The organism is Paenibacillus sp. NRS-1760 (assembly GCF_050467785.1).
Taxonomy (GTDB): Bacteria; Bacillota; Bacilli; order Paenibacillales; family Paenibacillaceae; genus Pristimantibacillus.
Genome location: NZ_JBITPK010000014.1, coordinates 778334 through 799701, shown reverse-complemented (window position 1 = coordinate 799701; position 21368 = coordinate 778334). Strand labels below are relative to the sequence as shown.

Annotated in this window: 17 protein-coding genes; 3 read left to right on the top strand and 14 right to left on the bottom strand. The window is 42.6% G+C overall.

The window, feature by feature from the left end; translation table 11 throughout:
- Positions 1-217 precede the first annotated feature (217 nt).
- Positions 218-700, top strand: a complete 483-nt coding sequence (locus ACIFSR_RS22910) for a CcdC family protein (RefSeq protein ID WP_430060138.1) — start codon at positions 218-220, stop codon at positions 698-700.
- A gap of 412 nt (positions 701-1112) precedes the next feature.
- On the top strand, positions 1113-2831 hold the full coding sequence (locus ACIFSR_RS22905; protein ID WP_430060136.1) for an alpha-keto acid decarboxylase family protein: 1719 nt from the start codon (positions 1113-1115) through the stop codon (positions 2829-2831).
- A 138-nt stretch (positions 2832-2969) separates the two neighbouring features.
- Here ACIFSR_RS22905 and ACIFSR_RS22900 read toward each other — a convergent pair whose 3' ends face one another.
- The 14 genes from ACIFSR_RS22900 to ACIFSR_RS22835 form a co-directional block, all read right to left on the bottom strand.
- Positions 2970-3869 carry a polysaccharide deacetylase family protein gene (locus tag ACIFSR_RS22900; RefSeq protein ID WP_430060134.1) on the bottom strand — a complete coding sequence of 300 codons (900 nt, stop codon included), beginning with the start codon at positions 3867-3869 and terminating at the stop codon, positions 2970-2972.
- A gap of 85 nt (positions 3870-3954) precedes the next feature.
- Positions 3955-5706: a beta-galactosidase gene (locus ACIFSR_RS22895; RefSeq protein ID WP_430060132.1), complete on the bottom strand. Its 1752-nt coding sequence runs from the start codon at positions 5704-5706 to the stop codon at positions 3955-3957.
- A gap of 35 nt (positions 5707-5741) precedes the next feature.
- Positions 5742-7403 carry a DUF4091 domain-containing protein gene (locus ACIFSR_RS22890; protein ID WP_339204336.1) on the bottom strand — a complete coding sequence of 554 codons (1662 nt, stop codon included), beginning with the start codon at positions 7401-7403 and terminating at the stop codon, positions 5742-5744.
- A 15-nt stretch (positions 7404-7418) separates the two neighbouring features.
- A complete protein-coding gene (locus tag ACIFSR_RS22885; protein WP_430060130.1) occupies positions 7419-8681 on the bottom strand; it encodes a Gfo/Idh/MocA family protein in 1263 nt (420 codons plus the stop codon).
- A gap of 31 nt (positions 8682-8712) precedes the next feature.
- Entirely contained in the window at positions 8713-9600 is an 888-nt protein-coding gene (locus ACIFSR_RS22880) for a carbohydrate ABC transporter permease (RefSeq protein ID WP_430060443.1), read from the bottom strand.
- Between the two features lie 18 nt (positions 9601-9618).
- The gene (locus ACIFSR_RS22875) at positions 9619-10509 is read right to left on the bottom strand and encodes an ABC transporter permease (protein WP_076267643.1); all 891 of its coding nucleotides are present in this window, start codon (positions 10507-10509) and stop codon (positions 9619-9621) included.
- Positions 10510-10599: 90 nt separating this feature from the next.
- On the bottom strand, positions 10600-12327 hold the full coding sequence (locus ACIFSR_RS22870) for an extracellular solute-binding protein (protein WP_339204338.1): 1728 nt from the start codon (positions 12325-12327) through the stop codon (positions 10600-10602).
- A gap of 116 nt (positions 12328-12443) precedes the next feature.
- Positions 12444-13778, bottom strand: a complete 1335-nt coding sequence (locus ACIFSR_RS22865) for a response regulator transcription factor (protein WP_430060127.1) — start codon at positions 13776-13778, stop codon at positions 12444-12446.
- Complete coding sequence (locus tag ACIFSR_RS22860) at positions 13778-15520, bottom strand: sensor histidine kinase (RefSeq protein WP_076267640.1); 1743 nt, start codon at positions 15518-15520, stop codon at positions 13778-13780. The genes ACIFSR_RS22865 and ACIFSR_RS22860 overlap by 1 nt, the downstream gene beginning before the upstream one ends.
- Before the next feature lie 411 nt (positions 15521-15931).
- Positions 15932-17164 carry an aminopeptidase gene (locus ACIFSR_RS22855; protein WP_430060125.1) on the bottom strand — a complete coding sequence of 411 codons (1233 nt, stop codon included), beginning with the start codon at positions 17162-17164 and terminating at the stop codon, positions 15932-15934.
- An 18-nt stretch (positions 17165-17182) separates the two neighbouring features.
- Positions 17183-17698 (bottom strand): GNAT family N-acetyltransferase, encoded by a 516-nt coding sequence (locus ACIFSR_RS22850; RefSeq protein WP_430060123.1) that lies wholly within the window; start codon positions 17696-17698, stop codon positions 17183-17185.
- Between the two features lie 137 nt (positions 17699-17835).
- On the bottom strand, positions 17836-18225 hold the full coding sequence (locus ACIFSR_RS22845; RefSeq protein WP_339204343.1) for a MerR family transcriptional regulator: 390 nt from the start codon (positions 18223-18225) through the stop codon (positions 17836-17838).
- 85 nt (positions 18226-18310) lie between these two features.
- Positions 18311-19297, bottom strand: a complete 987-nt coding sequence (locus ACIFSR_RS22840; RefSeq protein ID WP_339204344.1) for an aldo/keto reductase — start codon at positions 19295-19297, stop codon at positions 18311-18313.
- Positions 19298-19581: 284 nt separating this feature from the next.
- Positions 19582-20061, bottom strand: coding sequence for an Lrp/AsnC family transcriptional regulator (locus tag ACIFSR_RS22835; RefSeq protein WP_339209727.1), 480 nt, complete (start codon positions 20059-20061; stop codon positions 19582-19584).
- A gap of 119 nt (positions 20062-20180) precedes the next feature.
- Here ACIFSR_RS22835 and ACIFSR_RS22830 point away from each other — a divergent pair, with 119 nt between their 5' ends.
- On the top strand, positions 20181-21233 hold the full coding sequence (locus tag ACIFSR_RS22830; protein ID WP_430060121.1) for an alkene reductase: 1053 nt from the start codon (positions 20181-20183) through the stop codon (positions 21231-21233).
- Positions 21234-21368 lie beyond the last annotated feature (135 nt).

Here is a 21368-nt window from a genome sequence, read left to right as displayed (position 1 = left end):
TACTATTCGAGTTTTCGAGAAAAGGTGGGTTTAGCTGTGATGAAAATAAGAAGAGTAAGAGGTTTATCTAGTTTTATGAAAGAACGATCAAGCACAAGGCTTCCCAGTACCCCCATAAAATGACTATCGTCATATTAAGAAAATTACCTTTATCACTAAATAAGGCATGCCAAAACTATTAAGATAAAAGTATCAAATCGATGAGGTGAGCGAGAAAATGAACGGAAACACTTTTTATATGATGATCGCTTTTATAGCCGTTTTAGTTATATGGAGAAGGACGAGAAGCATGTACCGTCCAATACGGGGGAACGGGATTCGATTACTGATTCCATTATTATTCATAATCCCTGGCCTGTCTTTAATTATTAACCCGAACGTGAATGAACCAGCTTGGGCTTTTGGAATAGCCTTCGGGCTTGGCGTTATATTTTCAATCCCATTGATTTGGACGACTAATTACGAAGTGAGAGCAGACAATTTGATTTATTCCAAGAAAAACTGGGGATTTATCGCAGCTTTCATAGGAATTGTGTTCGTACGGTTTGCTCTGCGTCAAGAATTGTCCGACTTGGATCCTCAAGGTAAAACAGCTTTATTTATGCTAGTGGCTTTCGGTTATATCATTCCGTGGAGAGTTTTTTCGTTTATCAAATTTCGGCGTGTGGCCAACCAATTGCAATTGTCTAAAATAAACTAAAGTTTGGTTGCCTGTTCTTACACCTAAACTCTCTATCGCAGAATATCACTTAAATACTAAGATGATATCTCTTAATACAATAGCTGATTGAAAGTATGCTCTCTAAATGAGCACATCTGTCAGCAGCGGCTTTATTTAAGCGCATAAATGCACTTATTTAACCAACTCCTTCTCAAATCTGCTCAACTAGATGCATTTGTACTCCTATTTTCATCATTTCCATCTCATTCGTTAAAAACAAGTGCACTTCTGCGCTTATTTACACCATACTATCGGTTCACGCCCAAACCAATCACACAACATGCTACAACATGCACACTGCATACGAGAAAAACCCTTTGTGAATAACCAGTCCAATGAAATGGGAATCTTATACAGGATAAGACTGATAAGAATTTGGAGTGAGCGGAAAATGAAAACGATGACAGCGGCTGGCAGCGCTAACCTGCAAACTGGCGCGACTCAAAAAACAGTAGGCCAGTACTTGTTCGATTGTCTACAGCTGGAGGGCATTACCGAAATTTTTGGCGTTGCTGGAGACTATAACTTTACACTATTGGATACGCTGGAGCGCTATAAAGGCATCCGGTTTATGAGTGGACGGAACGAATTAAACTCAGGTTATGCGGCGGATGGTTATGCAAGAGTTAAAGGCATATCCGCTCTTATTACGACTTTCGGAGTCGGAGAGCTTAGTGCTTGCAATGCGATAGCGGGTGCTAACAGTGAGCATGTGCCGCTGATTCATATCGTAGGTGCGCCTCCCGATAAGGATCAAAAGGAGCATAAGCTGATGCATCACACTCTAATGGATGGAAATTTTGACGTCTTCCACAAAGTGTACGAGCAGATTACGGCTTATACTGCAGTACTGACACCTGAAAACGCTGAGATTGAAATTCCTGCCGCCATTCGTATTGCGAAGGAGAAGAAAAAGCCAGTGTACCTCGTTGTGGCTGATGATTTAGTGACCATACCGATCATGACACGAAGTGAGCCGGTGCCCCCACGTCCAATGTCCAATCTGAAAACTCTTCAGGCAGCAACGGAACATGCACGCCAACTGCTGGGGCGTGCCCAGCGGCCGGTCATTTTGGTTGATGTCAAAACCATGCGTTTCGACCTCGTAACAGCAGTTCGGCAGCTAGCCGATGCGATGAACGTACCTGTTGCTACAATGATGTTCGGCAAGGGGGCATTTGACGAAACCCATCCGAATTATATTGGGATGTACGAAGGTTCATTCGGAAGTTCTGAAGTCCAAACCACAGTAGAAAATGCTGACTGTGTCATTGCGGTAGGCATGGTATGGGCGGACAATAATACCGCGAACTTCACTGCGAAGCTAAACCCGCTCGTGACAATCAATATTCAACCGGACATGGTCAAGGTCGCAGAAGCGGAATATCCGAATGTGTTCGCAGCCGACATGCTGCTTGCGGTGCAGAATATTGGATACATAGGCCAAGGTTTAGCGGGAAAAACGACATTCCCATACGACCAAATAACTGGCAGTGCCGGTGACCCACTAACTGCAGCCATTTATTACCCGCGTTTTCAGAAGTTGCTGAAGGAAGGGGATATTGTGGTCGCCGAGACTGGCACGTTTTACAACGGGATGGCGCAGGTGAGACTGCCGCGCAATGCAACGTACATTGCACAAGGTGGCTGGGAGGCGATTGGTTATGCCACACCTTCCGCATACGGTGCCAACGTCGCTGCACCTGATCGGCGGGTGTTGTTATTTACAGGTGACGGCTCCTTGCAATTGACAGCCCAAGAGATCAGCACCATGCTCTATTATGAATGCAAACCCATTATCTTCATCTTGAACAACGATGGCTACACAATCGAGAAATATTTAAATGTCAAAACAGAGAATCAACAATATAACAAAATTCCGCGCTGGTCATACACTAAGCTTGCCGAAGTGTTTGGAGGCGATGCGTTTGCCGTGACAGTACGAACCTATGGAGAGCTTGATCAGGCTATAATCCAAGCGGAGAGGGAATGTACAGGAAGACTCTGTATCATTGAAATGATAGCCGCTGACTCTATGGACGCACCAGAGAATATGCGCAGGATGCGCAATTATTTGGAAATGCAAGAGAAACAACGCAGCCAGAACTAGAATAAGCAGCATCTAGTTTGCTTCTTCTTCCTTCATATACACTGTAAATAATCTCATTATAAGGCCCGATAGACTCGTGAACCAAGCTATCGGGCTTCAACTTTATTTATGGAATGATCAGAGTTAAACAATACGCTGTTACCCATTAATTGAACGTTGTAGGTCACGAATGTCCTTCCACGAAATGAGCTTGATGTTTTCCTTTAGGAAGAGCTGCTTTATATTCAAATCACAGAGTAAGCGGAATTCAATTTCCCTTTCCATACAACAGTTTGTTAATTGCTTCAGTTCTTCAGTAATGATAGACGGATGAACAGTTAACTGGGTGATACCAGGTTTTAGGTTTTTGATCATGGATACAAACTGCGCCTTCACCGTCTCGTACTCTGCATTTGTGCTAAGGCAATACGGAAGAGAAATGATATCATCAATGAGGAAAATACCGCGCCTGTCCGCTGAAGAAATTCGTTCGGAAAACCTCTCCTTTTGCTCTTCGTTTATAAACGGCTGCATTAGAATTCTTCTAGGCAAATTAAAGGGCAGTTGATACTCTTGGCATAAATCTAATGCTATATCCAAAAAATCACGTCCTGTGTTTAGACCAAAGATACTCCCTGCATGACTGTCAAGATGAGTGGGATCAATCCCTTGAGAAATCGCATATGTAATTTGAGCTCGCATTTCAAGCCTAACCTCATCCAGATCAGCATTGGACTCTAAAAATGCGATATCTGTAAAGAATTCATTAGCTGAAGTAACAAGGCTGTGGAGCGGATTCTCATGATACACAGGCTTATATCCTTGATGCTCTGAACTTGATAATGTCAAATGAATTCCGGCGTGCTCGATAGTCTGAATATCACCCTTGCTTAAAGCTTCTTTAGCTGCTCGGCAGGGAATCATTATTGAAGTTGAGGTAATGGCAGCCTGTTGAAATAATGTATGAATAGCCTCATTGGTTCCCCAAGTTATTCCATAATCATCCGCATTAATAATTAATAATCGATCTGATTCTTTATATCCTAATTTAGAATTCATTTACTCTCCCCCTAATTCAAGTTGAAACATGAATAAGGGCGTAAGCACATTTGTGCCTACGCCCTCAATTTATAGTTGCCTTATTTTAAGAGCCTAAATCAGGTTGATCCAAGAAGCTAACTGTGTTATCCGTCGTTCCATGCAATTCAAAGATAATAATCTCATTATCGCCTTGCTTCAATAATGGACCTGGCACATACAATCTCTTCTGCGGTCCAATATCCCAATAACGACCCAGATTGAAACCATTGATGAACACGACCCCTTTGGTCCACCCTTCCAGACTGAGGAAAGTATCACATGGCTCATCCACAATTAACGTTCCTCGGAAGAAGCTCGGTCCTGTTTGTTCCGTGATGCTCCCGAATTGCAGGCCCGATAAGTCCGTTAGCGGTAACGTGTACGTCGTCCAATCCGACAAGAACTGGCGTCCAAAACGTACCCCTTCTGTAATCCCTTTCCGGTCTTTCATATAAGGTCCGTAATTAACTCGGCCTAAATTCTCAACAAGGATAGAGACCTCTACTCCTTCAGCAGGCACTTCAAATTCTATCTTCACATCGGTATGAACGCGGTCCAGAACACCAGCCGGCTGTCCGTTAAGGAAAATTTGTGCACGGTCATGCACGTCTTGCAAGAAAAACTGATCTTTAGGACGAGGTCCGCTAATAAACGTACGATAATGGATAAATCCGTAATCCTGCCCCAGCTTTTCCATTGTCTCAGGGTATGCTGTATAAATAGGTGCAGAGATGTTGTCCAAATTAGCCGCTAATGAAGCTTGCTCGGTCATTTTCACTTGTCCATACGCTTTCTTAGCGATCGGAGCTGGCAATTCACATGCAGGTACATCCACATATTTGGAGATAATATCGCGCACCGCATAATATTTAGCGGTCGGTTCACCGGATTCATTTAGCAAGGCATCATAATCATAGCTAGTCACTGTAGGTTCATAGCTATCCGCCGTATGGCCGTTTGCTCCGTTGTAGAAACCAAAGTTTGTTCCGCCATGGAACATATAGAAATTAACGGACCCGTTGAGACTAAGCATTTCATCAAGCACACTCGCGACATCCTCAGCGGGACGGGTATGATGCTCCTCCCCCCAATGATCAAACCAACCATTCCAATATTCCATACACATAAATGGCGCATCCGGTTGATATTGTTTAAGCTTCTCGAACGCTTCTGCTGGCCGAGAACCAAAATTCACCGTTGCCAGAACACCATCGATCATACCGCCTTGCAGCATCGCATCTTCAGGTCCATCGGAAGTGAATAGCAGAACGTCTATTCCACGAGCAATCATGCTTTCTTTTTGATGAATTAAGTAGCGTTTGTCATTGCTGTAGCTTCCATATTCATTCTCGACCTGCATCGCGATGATCGGCCCGCCATTGGTGCATAGGAGTGGTTTTAATTTCGGAAGCAGCACATCATAATAAGCATCTACATGATCTAGAAACGGCTTATGGTAGCAGCGCAGACGCATATCAGGGTCCGCCAGCAGCCAAGATGGCAATCCGCCAAATTCCCATTCCGCACAAATATAAGGCGCCGGGCGAACAATAACATGCAGCCCGATTTCTCCAGCCAGCTCAATAAAACGAACGATATCCGCCATGCCTTCAAAATAAAATTGGCCTTTCTTCGGCTCATGAAGATTCCATGGGACATACGTTTCCACGGTATTGAGCCCGCAGGCTTTTAATTTTGCAAGTCGATCTTGCCAATGCTCAGGTACAGTTCGGAAATAATGAAAAGCTCCTGAGAGGAGACGTATCGGCTGATCATTATAATAAAATGAAGATCCTGAATAATTAAATGTAGTCATTTATTTCCCGCCTTATAAAATAGTTAAATCATTAATTAAGCATAATGACTCGCTATAGCCAGATTGATTCTCTCTCTTGCCGCTAACAGCCATTCCCCACTGCCCTTTGGATAAACAGAGAACGTCAATGGTTCTTGCAAACCCTCTTCCAACAGCTTTATCGTCTGTTCTTTGCCAATTTTCTGCTCTAGCAGCTCGAGTGCGCGCAAGTCTTGCATCGCTTCATAGAGAACTTCCAAGCGAATAGACTCAATTGGCCCCTCTTCGCCAGGATAAACCAAGAAGGAATCTCCCGAAGGAAACGCAAGCTTTGCATCCGTTGACCGATAGGGATCCAGCTTCTGATCGATGGAGTACTGCGAATACCAGAAATTAAAACCCCAATGCAGAAAGCCCTTCAATCCAAACTTATACAACTGAAGCCCAATAATCCGGTTTCTAGAGGAAGGCATGTTAAAAAAACGATTGGACACTTCTTGATGCTGCGCACAGCAATAATAGGTCCATAAATCCGGAACGCCATGCTCCAGAAACGGTTCGATATGATTGTTTCCCGGAATCGGTCTTTGCACTAGACCCCGCTCATACATATCCAAATCAGACAGCGCGTCCATAATAGGATAATCAGACAAATGCTTACGCACGATCTGGCTGGCAGCCTGATAGGATTCCAATTGACTGAGGTCCGGCTCATCCGAAATATGGAACCAGCTTTGCTGATCCAGTCCATTTTCTTTCAAGTAGCGATCAAGACTTGGCAGGAATTGATCCAAGAAGCTTCGATAAGCTTCAGAGGATGCATCCGTCTCCCAGCCGAATAGCTTTTTCTCTTCTCCATGTACCGTTCCCATAATCTTTGGAGCGCATTTTGCTCCCCATTGCGTAAACAAGTGTGAAAACTCAAAGTACTTCACGTCCAGCTTCTTGCACATCGTTACCCACCGCGTAAGCTGATCAAAGCCAAATGTATAAGTATCTCCCTCCACATCAACTTTCACCAGTTGGACAGTTGGACGTTCTCCTCCAACAAGGGTATCGAGCGGCGGCGTAAAGAGTGGCGTCAATACCATGTTCATGCCGTGCTTGACCATCGCGTCCACATAACGTTCCAGAAGCGTCCAATGCGCTTCACTAAAGACTTCGACACCATACTGCGTTGCAATACAATCCACATGAAACCATTCCGTGTGAATTAACTGCTGCGCGGGCAATGCCGCAGGGATGACTGTCAATTGAAATATATCGGATACCGCTAAGGACTCCCCTTCCTCTGATTGAAAGGAGAATTGAATGGAATGAACACCCGCAGCGACAGAATCATCAAGCTCCACGCTCACCCAAATGGAACGCCACTGCTCGGGTACTGCATTAATGGATTGTTGATTCAGCTCATATAATGGATCTGGATATAGTCCCGGTGTCGTGCGCAGGACGTTATCATCTGGATTTTGGAAACAAGGCATCTCCGAAGGAGCCAGCCCAACAGATCTAATCAAAATACGTTCTGCAAGGTCGGAGTCGATGTTTACTTTTATATTTTTTAAGAGAGTATCTGAGGTGTAGGCGACTTGGAAGGAGTAGGTTTCGCCGAAAAGCGCAGAAGCGCTTTGAAAGGCTTGTTCGGTTGGCGTCTCATCTGCGAATACTTTTGTCAACGAGCTTAGTAACTTCGTCTCAAATTGAACTGGATTATTCATACATCTTGCACCTCTTTAAATTAGAATGCTTTCTGCAAAATCTTTGAGATTGATGCTGTTTCCATCCACTCTAGATTGCTCCGCCGCGAAGGCCATTAAATGGCTTTGAACGGATTGACTTGCCGAGGTAAGCCCCTCACTCTTGCCATCTTCTCTTACCAGCTTTAAGAAATCCTTGAGTAAACCCATATCACCGCCGCCGTGGCCAACATGACCTCCCATGTCTTCAAATGCGATTCGCTCAATCTTGCCGCTGCCAAAATGGATCACTTCAATTTCATTTTTCTCCATGGCGCCGCGGATTTCACCTTTGGTTCCCATAAGCTTGATTGTGCGGCTGACATCTCTAGTAAATGCGCTCATCGTAAATGCTGCAGTGACGGAATTCGCAAACTCCAAATTCACAACCTGGTGGTCAACAACATCGTTGTCACAATGATAGACGCATCTGCCGTAAGGTCCTTCCTCAAGCGCCTTATAACGCGCACTATAGCTCAGATCATTACTAATTGCCGAAGTTGGCCAATTCGTATCCTCTGTTAAATAGTAATTAGGCGCGTAGTAGAGACATTCGTCTGACACTGGACACCCGTCTAAGCAGCGTAACGGCGCTCCTGCCGGCGCTTGATCGGCTGTAAAATGTGAGAGTGATCCGAAGGAGGATACACGAACGCATTCCGAACCAGCCAACCAGAGCAAGATGTCCAGATCATGACAGGACTTCGCTAGAATCATTGGACTGGAATCCTCTTTCCGGCTCCAATTTCCTCTTACGAAGCTATGCGCTTGATGCCAGAACCCTACATTCTCATTATGCGTGATAGACATTAATTTACCAATTGTTTCTTTTTCTAATAATTCTTTAATGGTAGAGAAGAAATTCGTATAACGAAGCACATGACAAATCGAAAACACTCGATTCAACTGAGACGCCTTTTCTCCCATAAGCAAACATTCTTTGGCATCGGGAGACATCGGCTTCTCAAGCAGCACATGATAACCTGCCTCAAGTGCTTTCATTGTCGGATCGAAATGCTGTTTATCTTGCGTGCAGATGAGTACGGCATCCGCTAGTTTTGGCATAGCGAAAAAATCATCCCAGTTCTCAAAACACATATTATCTGCAATGTTATGTCTAGCCTGGAAGCTCTTCCTGCGCTCTGCAACCGGCTCTGCAACAGCTACAACTTGCAGCTCATTGGGATGAGCAAGAGCATATTCCAAATAGTTGACACCCCGCAAGCCCGCTCCAATTATGGCAACCGTAACTTTTTTCATAATTAATCTCTCCTCGATGTTGTAAGTCTATCTATTCCTTGACGCTTCCTACGGTCATGCCTTTAACAAAATACTTTTGCAAGAACGGATATACGAGCATAATGGGCAAAGCACCCATAAAAATTTGCGCATTTCGAAGTGTCTTCTCGCTTAAGTTGTCCATCACTTTAAGCTGCTCAATAGACATGGAAGACATTTGGGCATTAATCGACATAATTAATGTAGACAGATACGTTTGCAACGGATACTTTTCTGGTGAATTCAAGTAAAGAATGCCATCAAACCATGAGTTCCAATGCCCAACAATCGTGAACAAGCCAATCGTTGCGATCGATGGAAGCGATACAGGCAAATAAATTTGCCAAAGCACACGCCAGTGTCCCGCACCGTCAATTGTCGCTGCCTCATCCAGTTCTCTCGGAATGGATCTGAAGAAATTCAGCATGAGCACCATATTCCATACATTCAAAGCACCTGGCAAAACGAGCGCCCAAATCGAATCGATGATGCCTGTATCTTTGACAATGATATACGTAGGAATCAACCCGCCGCCAAAAAACATCGTTATCGCAAAGAACCATACATAAGGGGTTCTAAATTTAAACTGATGATTAGATTTCGCAAGCGGAAAAGCGGTAATAAATACAAGCAGCATATTAACAGCCGTCCCAAGCACGACCCGCTGTACGGATACCCATAATGATCGGAAGAACTCAACCTTCTCTCCCAAGTATTGATAGGCATCCAAGGAGAAGCCGACAGGCCAAAGCTTAACTTCTCCTGCCATCGCAGCCGTATTCGAGCTAAGTGAGATGGAGAGTAAATGAATAAACGGGATAATACCAAGCAGCGTGATAGCTGTTAACAACAACGTATTGAAGACGACAAAAAGCTTTCTACTGATTGATGGTTTGTGTATCACTGTATTACCTCCGTTCTAGAATATTCTGTAGTTGTTAAGTTTATAAGCCGCATAGTAGGTAATGGATACTAACCCTAATGAAATGACCGATTTAAAGAGGCCGATTGCCGCTGCCGGTCCGAATTGCTGGCTGAACATCCCTAGTCGATAAACGAATGTATCAATGATATCTGCGCCTTCATAAACGGTCGGGTTATACATAATTAGAATTTGTTCGAAGCCAGCATTTAGAATTCCGCCTAAGCTTAATACGCCTAGCAAAATGAGTATCGGGGAAATGCCTGGAAGCGTAATGTGCATCACTTGCTTCCATTTGCCTGCTCCGTCAACCTCTGCTGCTTCATAAAGCGTTGCATTGATCCCTACAATGGCAGCGAGCATAACAATCATATTGTAGCCCATGCCTTTCCACACATCTGATCCAATGACAATGCCTCTGAACCAGTCATTGTCGAGCATAAACATAATCGGCTGAAATCCAATTTCGGTTAACAAGCCATTAACAGGTCCGCTCAGCGAGAACAATTCAATTACGACTCCGCCAAGCACGGTCCATGACAGAAAGAACGGAAGGAAGATGGCAGATTGAATGAAACCTGAGAACCATTTTCTTGTCACTTCATTTAGCAATAACGCAAGAATAAGAGGAACAAGCAAAAACAGGATCATTTTGAAAATCGCAATAATGATCGTATTCCAAAGCACTTGACCAAAATCCGGCAACGCAAATACGTAACGGAAATTGTCAAAGCCTACGAATTCAGATTTAAAAAAACCGGATAATGGTTCAAATTGTTGAAAAGCCATCACTAGGCCAGCCATAGGACCGTATGCATAGATCAATGTAGCAATAACACCGGGCAGTAACATCAAATGTAGTACATATTCTTTTTTCAGCGTTCTCATAGATGACCCTCCTAACCAGCTGCTAATTTTAAAGCGGGAGGAGTTGTCGACTCCTCGACTCGTCTCTCCCGCTTTTGATTGATTTAAGATTTAATTTTTCGCTTGCTCGCCGTACCATGCATTTACTTCTGCTGTAATATCATCGCCGCCTAGCGATTTCCAGCTTGCAACGAACTTATCAAATTCATCAATGGAAGCGCCCATAATGATCTTTGTAAAGGATTCCTGCATGAGCTTATCCAGCTGAGCGCCTTTCTCTACTTGTGTTTTTGTAGGAAGGCCATAGAATTCATTGTTTACAAACGCACCGCTTTCTTTAATTTTACGCGTCGTTCCCCAGCCGCCATCTTTTGCTGCACGGCTGTAATATTGACCCCAATTGACGCCTTTGGAAGCATCTTTTGTATTGCCTGCGAGGAAATCGGTTCCTGCTTTGAATACATCCGCTACATTCTTGTAGTTCTCGTCATCCAGCGTAATTTCAGTTTGTTTAGCGTCGAGTGCTTTGTTTACTTCTGTATAGATGGTTTCAATTTGAGCCGGGTTGTAGATACGTGGATTAAACCAGTTGTATACATAACCATTCTCGGCTTTGTTTTTCTCCAAATATTGTTTATTGCCCATTTCGATATAGAAGTTGATCATTTTAATTGCAGCTTCTGGATTTTTCGCTTTTTTGTTTACAGCGAAAACCTTGCCAGCGCGAATTTTCGGAACGAGTGATTTTGCTGGACCGTCCAGCCCTGGAATTTGAACAGCAATCCATTCAGCCTTCGGATCCTTGTCAATATTTAAATTAAGCGGCCAGTTCGGGTACCACCATTCTCCGTAGGAAATACCTACCTTGCCCGAAGTAAGATCTTCTACTGCTTTGTTCTCATCCTTTAGCGCAAACTCCTTATTGAGAATGCCATTTTGGTACCAAGACTGCAGCTTGCTAAGCGCCGTCTTCACCTCAGGTTGAATAAGGCCCGGTATTAGTTTATCTTCACCATTTTTGATCCAAGCCGTCTGAGCATCACCAATGGATGGGTAAGCTCCGAATCCGTTAAATAATCCTCTTACATCAAAGCCCCAGAAAAACAATGTTTTCTGCAATGAAATACCATAAGTATCATTTTGCTTGTTTTGATCTGGATCGTTTTTCACAAATGCTTCTGCAACCTTCTCCAGCTCATCGATTGTCGTAGGCGCTTGTAAGTTCAGATTATCCAGCCAATCCTTCCGAATCCAAAGCAATTGCGTGGATAGGAATGGATCTTCAAAAGCTGGAATGGCCAGCTGTTTGCCGTCTGCGTTATAAGTCTTCATTGCAAAGCCGCCATCCGATTCCATATATTTCTTAAGTGTTGGCGATGCATATTGCTCATATGCTTCTGTCAGATCAGCGAGCATATCTTGCTTTTTCAGCTTTTCGAAGTTTTTCGGGTCCAGCTCCAAAATATCAGGCAGGTCGCCCGATGCCATCGCAAGTGAGAACTTTTGTTCAAATTGGCTGGAAGGCACGGTCCATTTATATTTCACGTCAATGTTCATCATCTCTTTTAAATCTTTAAAGTAAGCATTTTGATCTGGTGTAATTCCTTTTGGCGTTCTTGAATCCTCAGGTGGATTAAATCCAAGCACTTCTGTAACCGTAACCGGTTCAGCGTATTTACCGAATGGATCTGGCGGAGTGATTTCAGTCTGGTTGTTCTCTGTTGACGGTTTTGATGTGGATGTGTTTCCTTTGTCATTTCCTTGGCTGGAGCATGCTGTAATGGCTGAAGCAGACAGCGATAACAACAAAATCATCTTCATTGTTTTATAATTTTTCATATGGAACACTTCCCCCTTTTGATAATGTTAGTAGCCCTGATCCCTGTGTTTATTATATTTCGAGAGGGAAAGCGGTTTCAATTTCACTTTTTTTACATCGCTTTTGAATTTTTTACTTATTGCGAATTTCGATACTCTTGAGGCGATAGACCCGTCATTTTTTTGAAAAAAGTCGTAAAATACGAAGCCGAGTCAAAACCCGCCTTACTCGCAATTTCATTTAACTTCAAGGAAGTATTCATCATCAGATCGATGGCAACGGTCATTTTTGTAGATTGAATGTACTCTAATAGATTATGTCCTGTGATCTGCTTGTAATAGCGAGACAAATAGGATGGATTAAAATGCACCTCGTCCGCAATAGCCGTTAGAGACACATCCTTGGACAGATTGTTATGAACATATTGATGAATTTGTTCAATAAGCAATTGTTTAAATTCTTCTTGCTTCATCTCTCCGCTCATATCGGATTCACAAGCATTCGATTTTTCGTAATCAACAATAACCATTTTTTGACCAAATGCCGCTCTTTTCTGAATCATTGCACGAACAGCTTCCACCTGATGATGGAGCGTATCCCACTTTCCTAACAAATTTCCAGAAATGCCGAATGAAACCGAAGCCGAGAGAACCTCAACACATTCATTCTGTACAAGCTCAAGAATGCCTTTCATATAGGATGCGATGCCTTGCTCCTTCGTATTCTCATCTGGCCCATTCCCTCGAAAACGTCCCAATAATTCCTCATCCGCTTGAAGAATCCATAGAAGTGAGCTGCCATTGTAGATAGCTTTCTCTCTAGCTATGGAAGCCGGCAAATGATTGTCAAAAATCCGTTGCACCGATTCCAGAACCTTTAAATTTTCAACCTCAAGCCGATCCACTTGTCCTACCAGGAAGAAAGCGGGGCGCTCAGCAGCAATGCCAAATTCCACTTCTGCATAAATGGATTCCGTCAATAAAGAAGGAAGCGGTTCTCCGGCAAGCATAGCTTCCATCATTTCTTTTTTGAGATACGGCTCGGCGATTTGAATATGTCTTTGCGCCTTCTCCTGCTGCAGCTTAACGCTTTTCTCTTCTTCCAGCTTTCCTATTACCTCTTTTACCGCTTGGAAAATAGGCTCAATGCCTTCTGTTTTCAAAATATAGTTTTCTACGTTTTTCTTTAACGCTTCGTATACATAATCAAATTCGCTATACCCTGTAAGAAAAATGACTCGGCATGCGGGCCAATAGTATACCATCTCATCCACCAATTGCAGGCCATTCTTCTGAGGCATACGAATATCGCTGATCAAAATATCCAGTTTCGTTTTTTTTGCTATTTCAAGCGCTTCACCAGAGGAATAGGCTTTGCATATATCCAGCTCAAAGTCTTTGTTTCCCTGAAAAAGCTGCACTAGGCCATTCACAATGACAGGCTCGTCATCTACGATTAACAATCGGTACATTATTGTGCCCCCTTATTCTCAAGATGTATGATAAGCTCCACTTTTAATCCGCCGTATTGGCTTCGGGAGACAAATAAGCCGCTGTCCGCTCCATAAATTAATTTTAGCCGATTGCTGACGTTAATTAATCCCGTTTTCTCAATCTGTTTCGTTTTGACTGCAAGCTGCTCCTGCAACTGCTCAATTTTATCATCTGTTAATAAACTGCCGTTGTCCTCTACGGTGATGCGTACGATATCATCCTGATAGCTGGCTCCAATATAGACAACTCCGTTCATCGTACCATCTTCAAAGGCATGATCAAATACATTCTCTACGATCGGCTGAATGATAAGTCTTGGAACGTAAACGGTATGCAATTGATCTGAAATCTCTGTGTATTCATACGAAATGCGGTTGGAAAAGCGAATACATTGAATTTCACAATAATCGAGCGCATGCTGAAATTCTTTGTTAAGCAGCACTTCATCAGAACCGCTCCTTGTAATGTATTGATAATAGCTTCCCAGCTTTTGGGAGAGCTCCGCCGCACTATCCGAATCGCCTACCTTACACATCATATAAATGTTAAAAAAGCTGTTGTATAAAAAATGAGGGTTAATTTGAGATTGCAGCTGCTTTAATTCCGAGTGCTGCAGCGCTATCTTTTGTTCATAGTTTTCCTTTATGGAAACCTTCAAGCGATGTGCCATCCGATTAAAGCTTTGAAATAAATAATGAAATTCATCCTTTGTTTTGGATTCGATAACTAAGTTCAGATTATCTGTTTCTATCATACGAAACGCCTTTCCTAGATTGGACAATGGGCGATGGATCATGACGTTAACGGAGAATGAATAAAGCAAAAGAATGATAATGGTAATGCTGAACAGCAGATAATACAGCGTATAAAACTGGCTTAATGATCTAGTGATCTCGTTCTGATTCACATACATAATTAATGACAGATTTAAAGAGCTTACAAAATTATGGATAACAAAATAACGGATGCCGTTTACCTTCTCCATTTTGGACATATTGTCATCTTGCTCATTAGGTAATTTAACCAGCTGTTGCTGTACAGAAATAGCTTGCTCATCTTGCGTCGTCGCAAATACACTCCCCAAACCCTCACTCCCAAGCAAAACCTCTGACTCCTGATAAAGGGTAGTAATGGTATGCAGCTCTTCCAGCAGCTTCACTTTAGAGATTTCGATATACGACCAAATGCCATCATTATTTGCCGTCTCAATAAAGAAGATCCGATCACCATCTAGGTAAAAAGAGGGCTTAATCGAAACGCCTATAAGCTTAGAAATAAGCTCGTATTCATCATTTGGCGTGTTGGTAACGCCATTCGAAATCGAGATGGTTTTCCCCTCTGAAGCAATATAAACGCCTGCATTAAGTACGTACTCGCTCGAATTCATAAGAAAGCTCAATCGATCCTTCACTTGCTCAATGAGTCTAACTTCATCATATTTCCCAAGGCTTCCTCCCCTGAAGCTAAGCTTTTGCAAATCTTCACCGTTAATAAAGCCTAATTGCTGATTGCGAATAAAATACATTTCCTTGTCCAGCTGCTTCGCATAAAAGGAAGCTCCCGCTTCGGCGGAATCCAACATTGTATTTTTCGAAAACGACATGCCCTTGTAATTGACCCAAATATTCATCGAAATGAGGGGAACAAGAAATACGATAAATACGATGACAATTTTCTGATAGACGAACCACTTCGCTTTGCCAGCAGCCTGCAATTTCATAGGATATCCCCTTCTTCACCATCTAGGAAAACTTCTCGATGCTAATTAATATAACCAGAATAAAAGAGACTTGGATCAGATTGTGCAACTTATTAACGGAGGGCTTTGGCCATTAACATTCATAAAGGAATCATACCAAGATTTTATTTAGACGCAATAGATAATTCAACCATGCCAGTCGCCTTTTGAATATAAATCCTAGAGTTCACGCCGATTTTTGGCGTACAACAAATAAAAACCCGACCTTTTATGGTCGAGTTTTTCCATGGTAGAGGCAAGGGCTGCTGCTTCCTCTTATTCCAAATTAACACTTTAATTAACAAAAAAAAGGTTAGCACATCAATTGATATGCTAACCTTCCTCTATAGTACTTCAAGAGCGCACGAACCAGTCACTTCCCGCACTTTACATCTAGTAAGCCCAATTCCCTTGATGAAAGACAGGCTCGATTGTGCCGTCAGGCAGTTCTCCATCAATATCAAGATCGGCGCAACCAATCATGAAGTCAACATGTGTAAGACTTACGTTAGCGCCTCGCTCCAGTAGTTCCTCTTTGGAGAGCTTCGTTCCACCTTCGAGGTTGACAGGATAAGCGCTTCCCAGTGCAAAATGACAGGAAGCATTCTCGTCAATGCCTGTATTATAAAATACTCTATTCAAGTTTGAGATTGGGGAATCATGTGGCACTAATGCCATCTCTCCGAGATAGGATGCACCTTCATCCGTTTCGAGCAATGAAGTTAAATGTTCAAGTCCCGATTCGGCATCATAAGCAACCACTTTGCCTTCCTTGAACGTAAACGTGATTCCTTCAACTAACCTGCCGTTCAAATTGAGAGGCAATGTGCTTTTTACCGTGCCGTTCACACCGGTACGATGAGGCATGGTGTACACTTCTTCAGTTGGCATATTCGCAACAAAATAAACACCTTTCTCATTTTCCCCGCCGCCGCCACGCCAAATATGTCCTTCAGGCATCTGTACTCGCAGATCCGTTCCCGGCGCGCGATAATGCAGACTCTTATAGCGTTTCGCATTAAGAATATCCTGGCTTTTCTTCAAATGATTAATATGGTCACGCCAAGCGGCAATAGGATCATCTGTATTTACACGCACCATGTGGAAAATAGCTTCCCACATCGCATCCACGCGCTGCTCCTCCGGAAGATCGGCATACACTTTATCCGCCCATGCACGAGTTGGCGCCTTGATCAGCGACCAGCTAATTTTGCTGTTCCGCGTATACTTTGAATATTCTTCTCGCGCGACAGCCGCGGACTTGACCGCAGCCGATACTTTTGCAGAATCGATGCCGCGAAACAGCTCTGGATTTGGTACTTTAATATGCAGTATAGCTCCGCCCTCTTCAGCAAAATGCACCATGCTGTCGGCAAGCCACTGTGGATAATAATCGAAGGAATCATCTGATGCCTTCTCATACCGAACGCGAGTAATTGCATCGTCATCCCACTCTACAATGACGTATTTGGCTCCTGCCTCATAAGCTTTTGCTACAATTAATCGCGTTAGTTCAGCCGTTTCAATCGGGGCATGTACGATAAGCACTTGCCCAACTTGAACGTTCACACCAACCTTAACGACTAATTCAGCATATTTGTTCAACATGAACTCAAACTTCTCCATTCATCAGTAACCCCCTTGTTACTCGACTTCTTCCAATGCAATTTCTTTTTCCATTATAAAATCATCCATCACAAAACCATTTCCTATATCAGCCACCTGAGTACGAACTGATTTAAACCCTTTTTTCTCATACACAGCAATCGTTGTATCATTATAACGATTTACCGTGAGCCATATCATACCTAACCCTCGATCTTTGCATATCTCTTCCAAGAAAGCCATAGCCTGACTTGCATAACCTTTTCCGCGATGCTCTTTTCGTATATAAAACTTGCTTAAAAACAACTTGTCTTCTTCTTGTTTTATTCCCAAGTAGCCGATATTATGGCCATGTATATTCATGAAAAAATATTCATAACCTTGATTTTCAATTTGATTCGTAATCGCATGATCGGATTGGAATTTATCCACCATATAATCAATTTGTTCTTTTGTTATAATGCTTACAAAATATTCATTCCAAATTTCCGATGCCAATTGCGCTAAAGCCGAGACTTCTTCCACTGTCTCTACTTTTGGAAAAACGAGCTCCATAAAGTTTACAAACCACCTTTTCAAATGCATGTCATAATTAATAAATTATCACATTCATCTGAATTTTTCTATTAACCGAATATTTATGTGAAGCCCTACATGAATCAATGTCAATAAATCGAGGGGGGTTCGATGGACTATTGCGTCTTAGATCTACTTAGCATTTTTTCTTTTTTTAATATTGTCTGTTCATATCTTGCAATTTTATCATCCATACGTTCTAATCCTTTTTTCATCTCTTCCATTTTTTTGGCTAGCAGTTTATGCTGCTCGATTAAAAGCTCTTTCCTAGCCCCGATGGTTTCATCACCCTGTTGATACAACGCAACATATTCAATCAAAATCTCAATAGGAAGACCTACACCACGCATGCATTTGATATATTCAACCCATCTGCAGTCTTCCTCCGTATAATCCCTGATTCCGCTTTTATTGCGGTTCACCCGTGGAATAAGCCCGACCCGTTCATAATAGCGGAGCGTGTCCGGTGATAAATCAAATTTCGCACTTGCTTCAGCTATCAACATGCAGATTTCACTCCCTAATTTAAGATCAAGAACGCCCGAAAAAAATCGATCGGGCGTTCTTGTTGTTCCTTATATTAAACACTCATTACATCGTAATAGGCCCAACGACTGGATGTGGAACATACGGCTCTTCCAGCGACGCAATTTCTTCTGGCGTTAGCTTAATGGAAACTGCAGCTGCTGCATCTTCGAGATGCGACATTTTTGTAGCGCCAATAATTGGTGCGGTTACTGGTTCTTTATGTAGTACCCAGGCTAACGCGATCTGAGCACGTGGAACGCCATGTTTTTCGGCAATGGCTGCAACCCGCTCTACAATTAATCGGTCAGTATTTGCAGTCGCATCGTATTTAGATTTTTGAACTTGGTCGGTTTCGAAACGATGCGTTGTTTCTGACCAATCACGTGTCAATCTTCCTGATGCGAGCGGGCTGTAAGGAATGACGCCAATTTTTTCTTCCTTACAAAGCGGCAGCATTTCTCTCTCTTCTTCACGGTAGATGAGGTTTAAATGATTTTGCATCGATACAAACCGAGTCCATCCATTTTTTTCAGCTACATGCAATGCCTTTAGGAACTGCCATGCGTACATGGCTGAAGCGCCAATGTATCTTGCCTTTCCAGCCTTCACAACATCATGTAATGCTTCCATCGTTTCTTCAATGGGTGTATGGTAATCCCAGCGATGAATTTGATAAAGGTCTACATAATCTGTTCCGAGACGCTTAAGGCTCTTATCTATTTCACTCATGATTGCCTTTCGAGAAAGACCAGCACCGTTTGGGCCTTGATGCATCCGAAAATGAACCTTTGTCGCCAGAACAATTTCATCTCGATTGGCATAATCCTTTAAAGCTTGACCCACAATTTCTTCGCTTGTTCCGTCTGAATATACATTCGCAGTATCAAAAAAGTTGATGCCTAAATCCAGTGCTTTTTTTATGATTGGACGGCTGCTCGCTTCATCAAGTACCCAAGGATGCACCCACCGCTCCGCTACACCAAAGCTCATACAGCCAAGGCAAAGCCGAGATACATCCAAGCCTGTATTACCGAGTTTCACATATTCCATTTAATCGCTCCTCACTTTCAAATAGATATTGTTTCCTTCAGCTGTAGTGTACTCCTTGGAGTTAACTCCAAGTCAAGCGATTGTGCACAATAATGCCCATATGACAGGCTACATCAGTAGATACTGCAGTTTCGGGAGCCTATAAAGCTTATATTCACTGTGTTTGGCAACCGTAATGAATAATAAAATCGTATCTGATGTTTAGTAGGATCGCAAATTTATATTGGTCAAGCTAAAGCTAGTGTCGTGAATTGTATTAAATAAGCGAATATATGGGTTTCTATCTATTTATCCTGAATATTAGGTACGACCTTACTATGCTCAATAGGTGAGGAGAGGACGATTAAAGTTGTCGAGTCTCCAAACTTTCCCATTTCATTAATAACATTTTCCATGGAATGCAATGATTCGCTAATCACCTTAACCAAAAAATTGTACTGACCACTTATACGATGCATCTCAAGTACATCAAGCGAATTTTTGCAATGATCAACAAAACTTTCGCAGCTCTTCGTATGAAATAATAAGTAGGCAACAATCGATTTGTTCAATTTTTCAAGAGAAACAACAGCACGGTAATGATCAATAATGCCTTTTTCCTCCAACCTCCGCACTCTTTCTGTTACTGCTGGCTGCGACAATGCAACGGCTTTTCCTAACTCCGTCATTGAAATTCTTGCCTGATCTTGAAGAATCATAATAATGTTTTTATCCAGTTCATCGACCAAACTAGTCACTCCTTTAATTTCAATGTCAAATAACATTAATAAAACAATTTTAAAGGATATCATGATACAACACCTTGAATTTATTATGTAAAATAGAACGATTCCATTATAACATTAATGCATAATCAACTGTTAAGCACTGAGGAGGCATAAAGATGGAATCTAATAAATTGCTTGAACAAGTTACGATTGAAAATTGGACGCTTCAATCACGTATAGTCATGGCGCCTATGACTCGTTCCTTTGCCGACAATAAGTCAGGTGTGGTTGGTCCAGATGTCGTAGAATATTACCGTAAACGGGCTGCTGATGGTATTGGTCTGATCATTACGGAGGGGATAAATCCAAGCCCAAGAGCCAAAGGAACATATGGTATATCAGGGCTATACACCAACGAGCAGATCCAAGCATGGAAAAAGGTGACTGATGCTGTTCATTTGGAAGGTGGAACGATCGTGGCGCAGCTTTGGCATGTTGGCAGGCTGACCCATCATGAATTAACGGGAGGCCTTCCTCCTCAAGCGCCATCTAGCATTGCAGCAAATGGACTCGTGCATCGGTTACGCAAACCTTATGAGATGCCTGAGGCGATGTCTCAGGACGAAATTTCCGAAGTGATTGAACAGCATGCTGCTGCTGCGAGAAATGCGATAATTGCCGGTTTTGACGGGGTTGAAATCCATGCAGCCCATGGGTATTTAATCGATCAGTTTAATTCAGAGATTACAAACACTCGGACGGACAACTATGGCGGGGATTTATCACAACGTTTAACATTCATGAAAGAGCTGCTAACTTCCGTAGTGACAGAAATAGGTGCGCTAAGGACTATCGTTCGTTTTTCAGAAATAAAAGATGATATTCCGAATTATAATTGGGATAATCCCGAACAAACAATGGCTGCTTATATACAAATTTTCAAGGCATTAGGCCTTAAGATTCTTCACCCCTCAACCAACCAGTTTACTAAGATATTCACCAAAGGAATGACATTTCATCAAGCTGTGCGCGAACATTGGAATGGTACAATAATCGGAGTAGGAAATTTAGATTATGAATCTGCTGCATCTGCTATAAAAGCCGGAACCATTGATCTAGCGGCTTTCGGGCGCCCACTCCTTGCCAATCCTGATTTTGTTCAACGTCTGAAGGCCGGAACCAACTTAACACCGTATGATGCTGCACTTCATCTAAAATATCTGCTTTAATACGTTACTAAGAAATCACAATAGATTAAAAAAAACAGACTAGAATATGCGTTTGCGATAAACAGCAATCCCCCCTTCCTTAATCACCATAAAAAAACAGAAGCCGCCAGCTCATGTCTGACGGCTTTCTTCTCT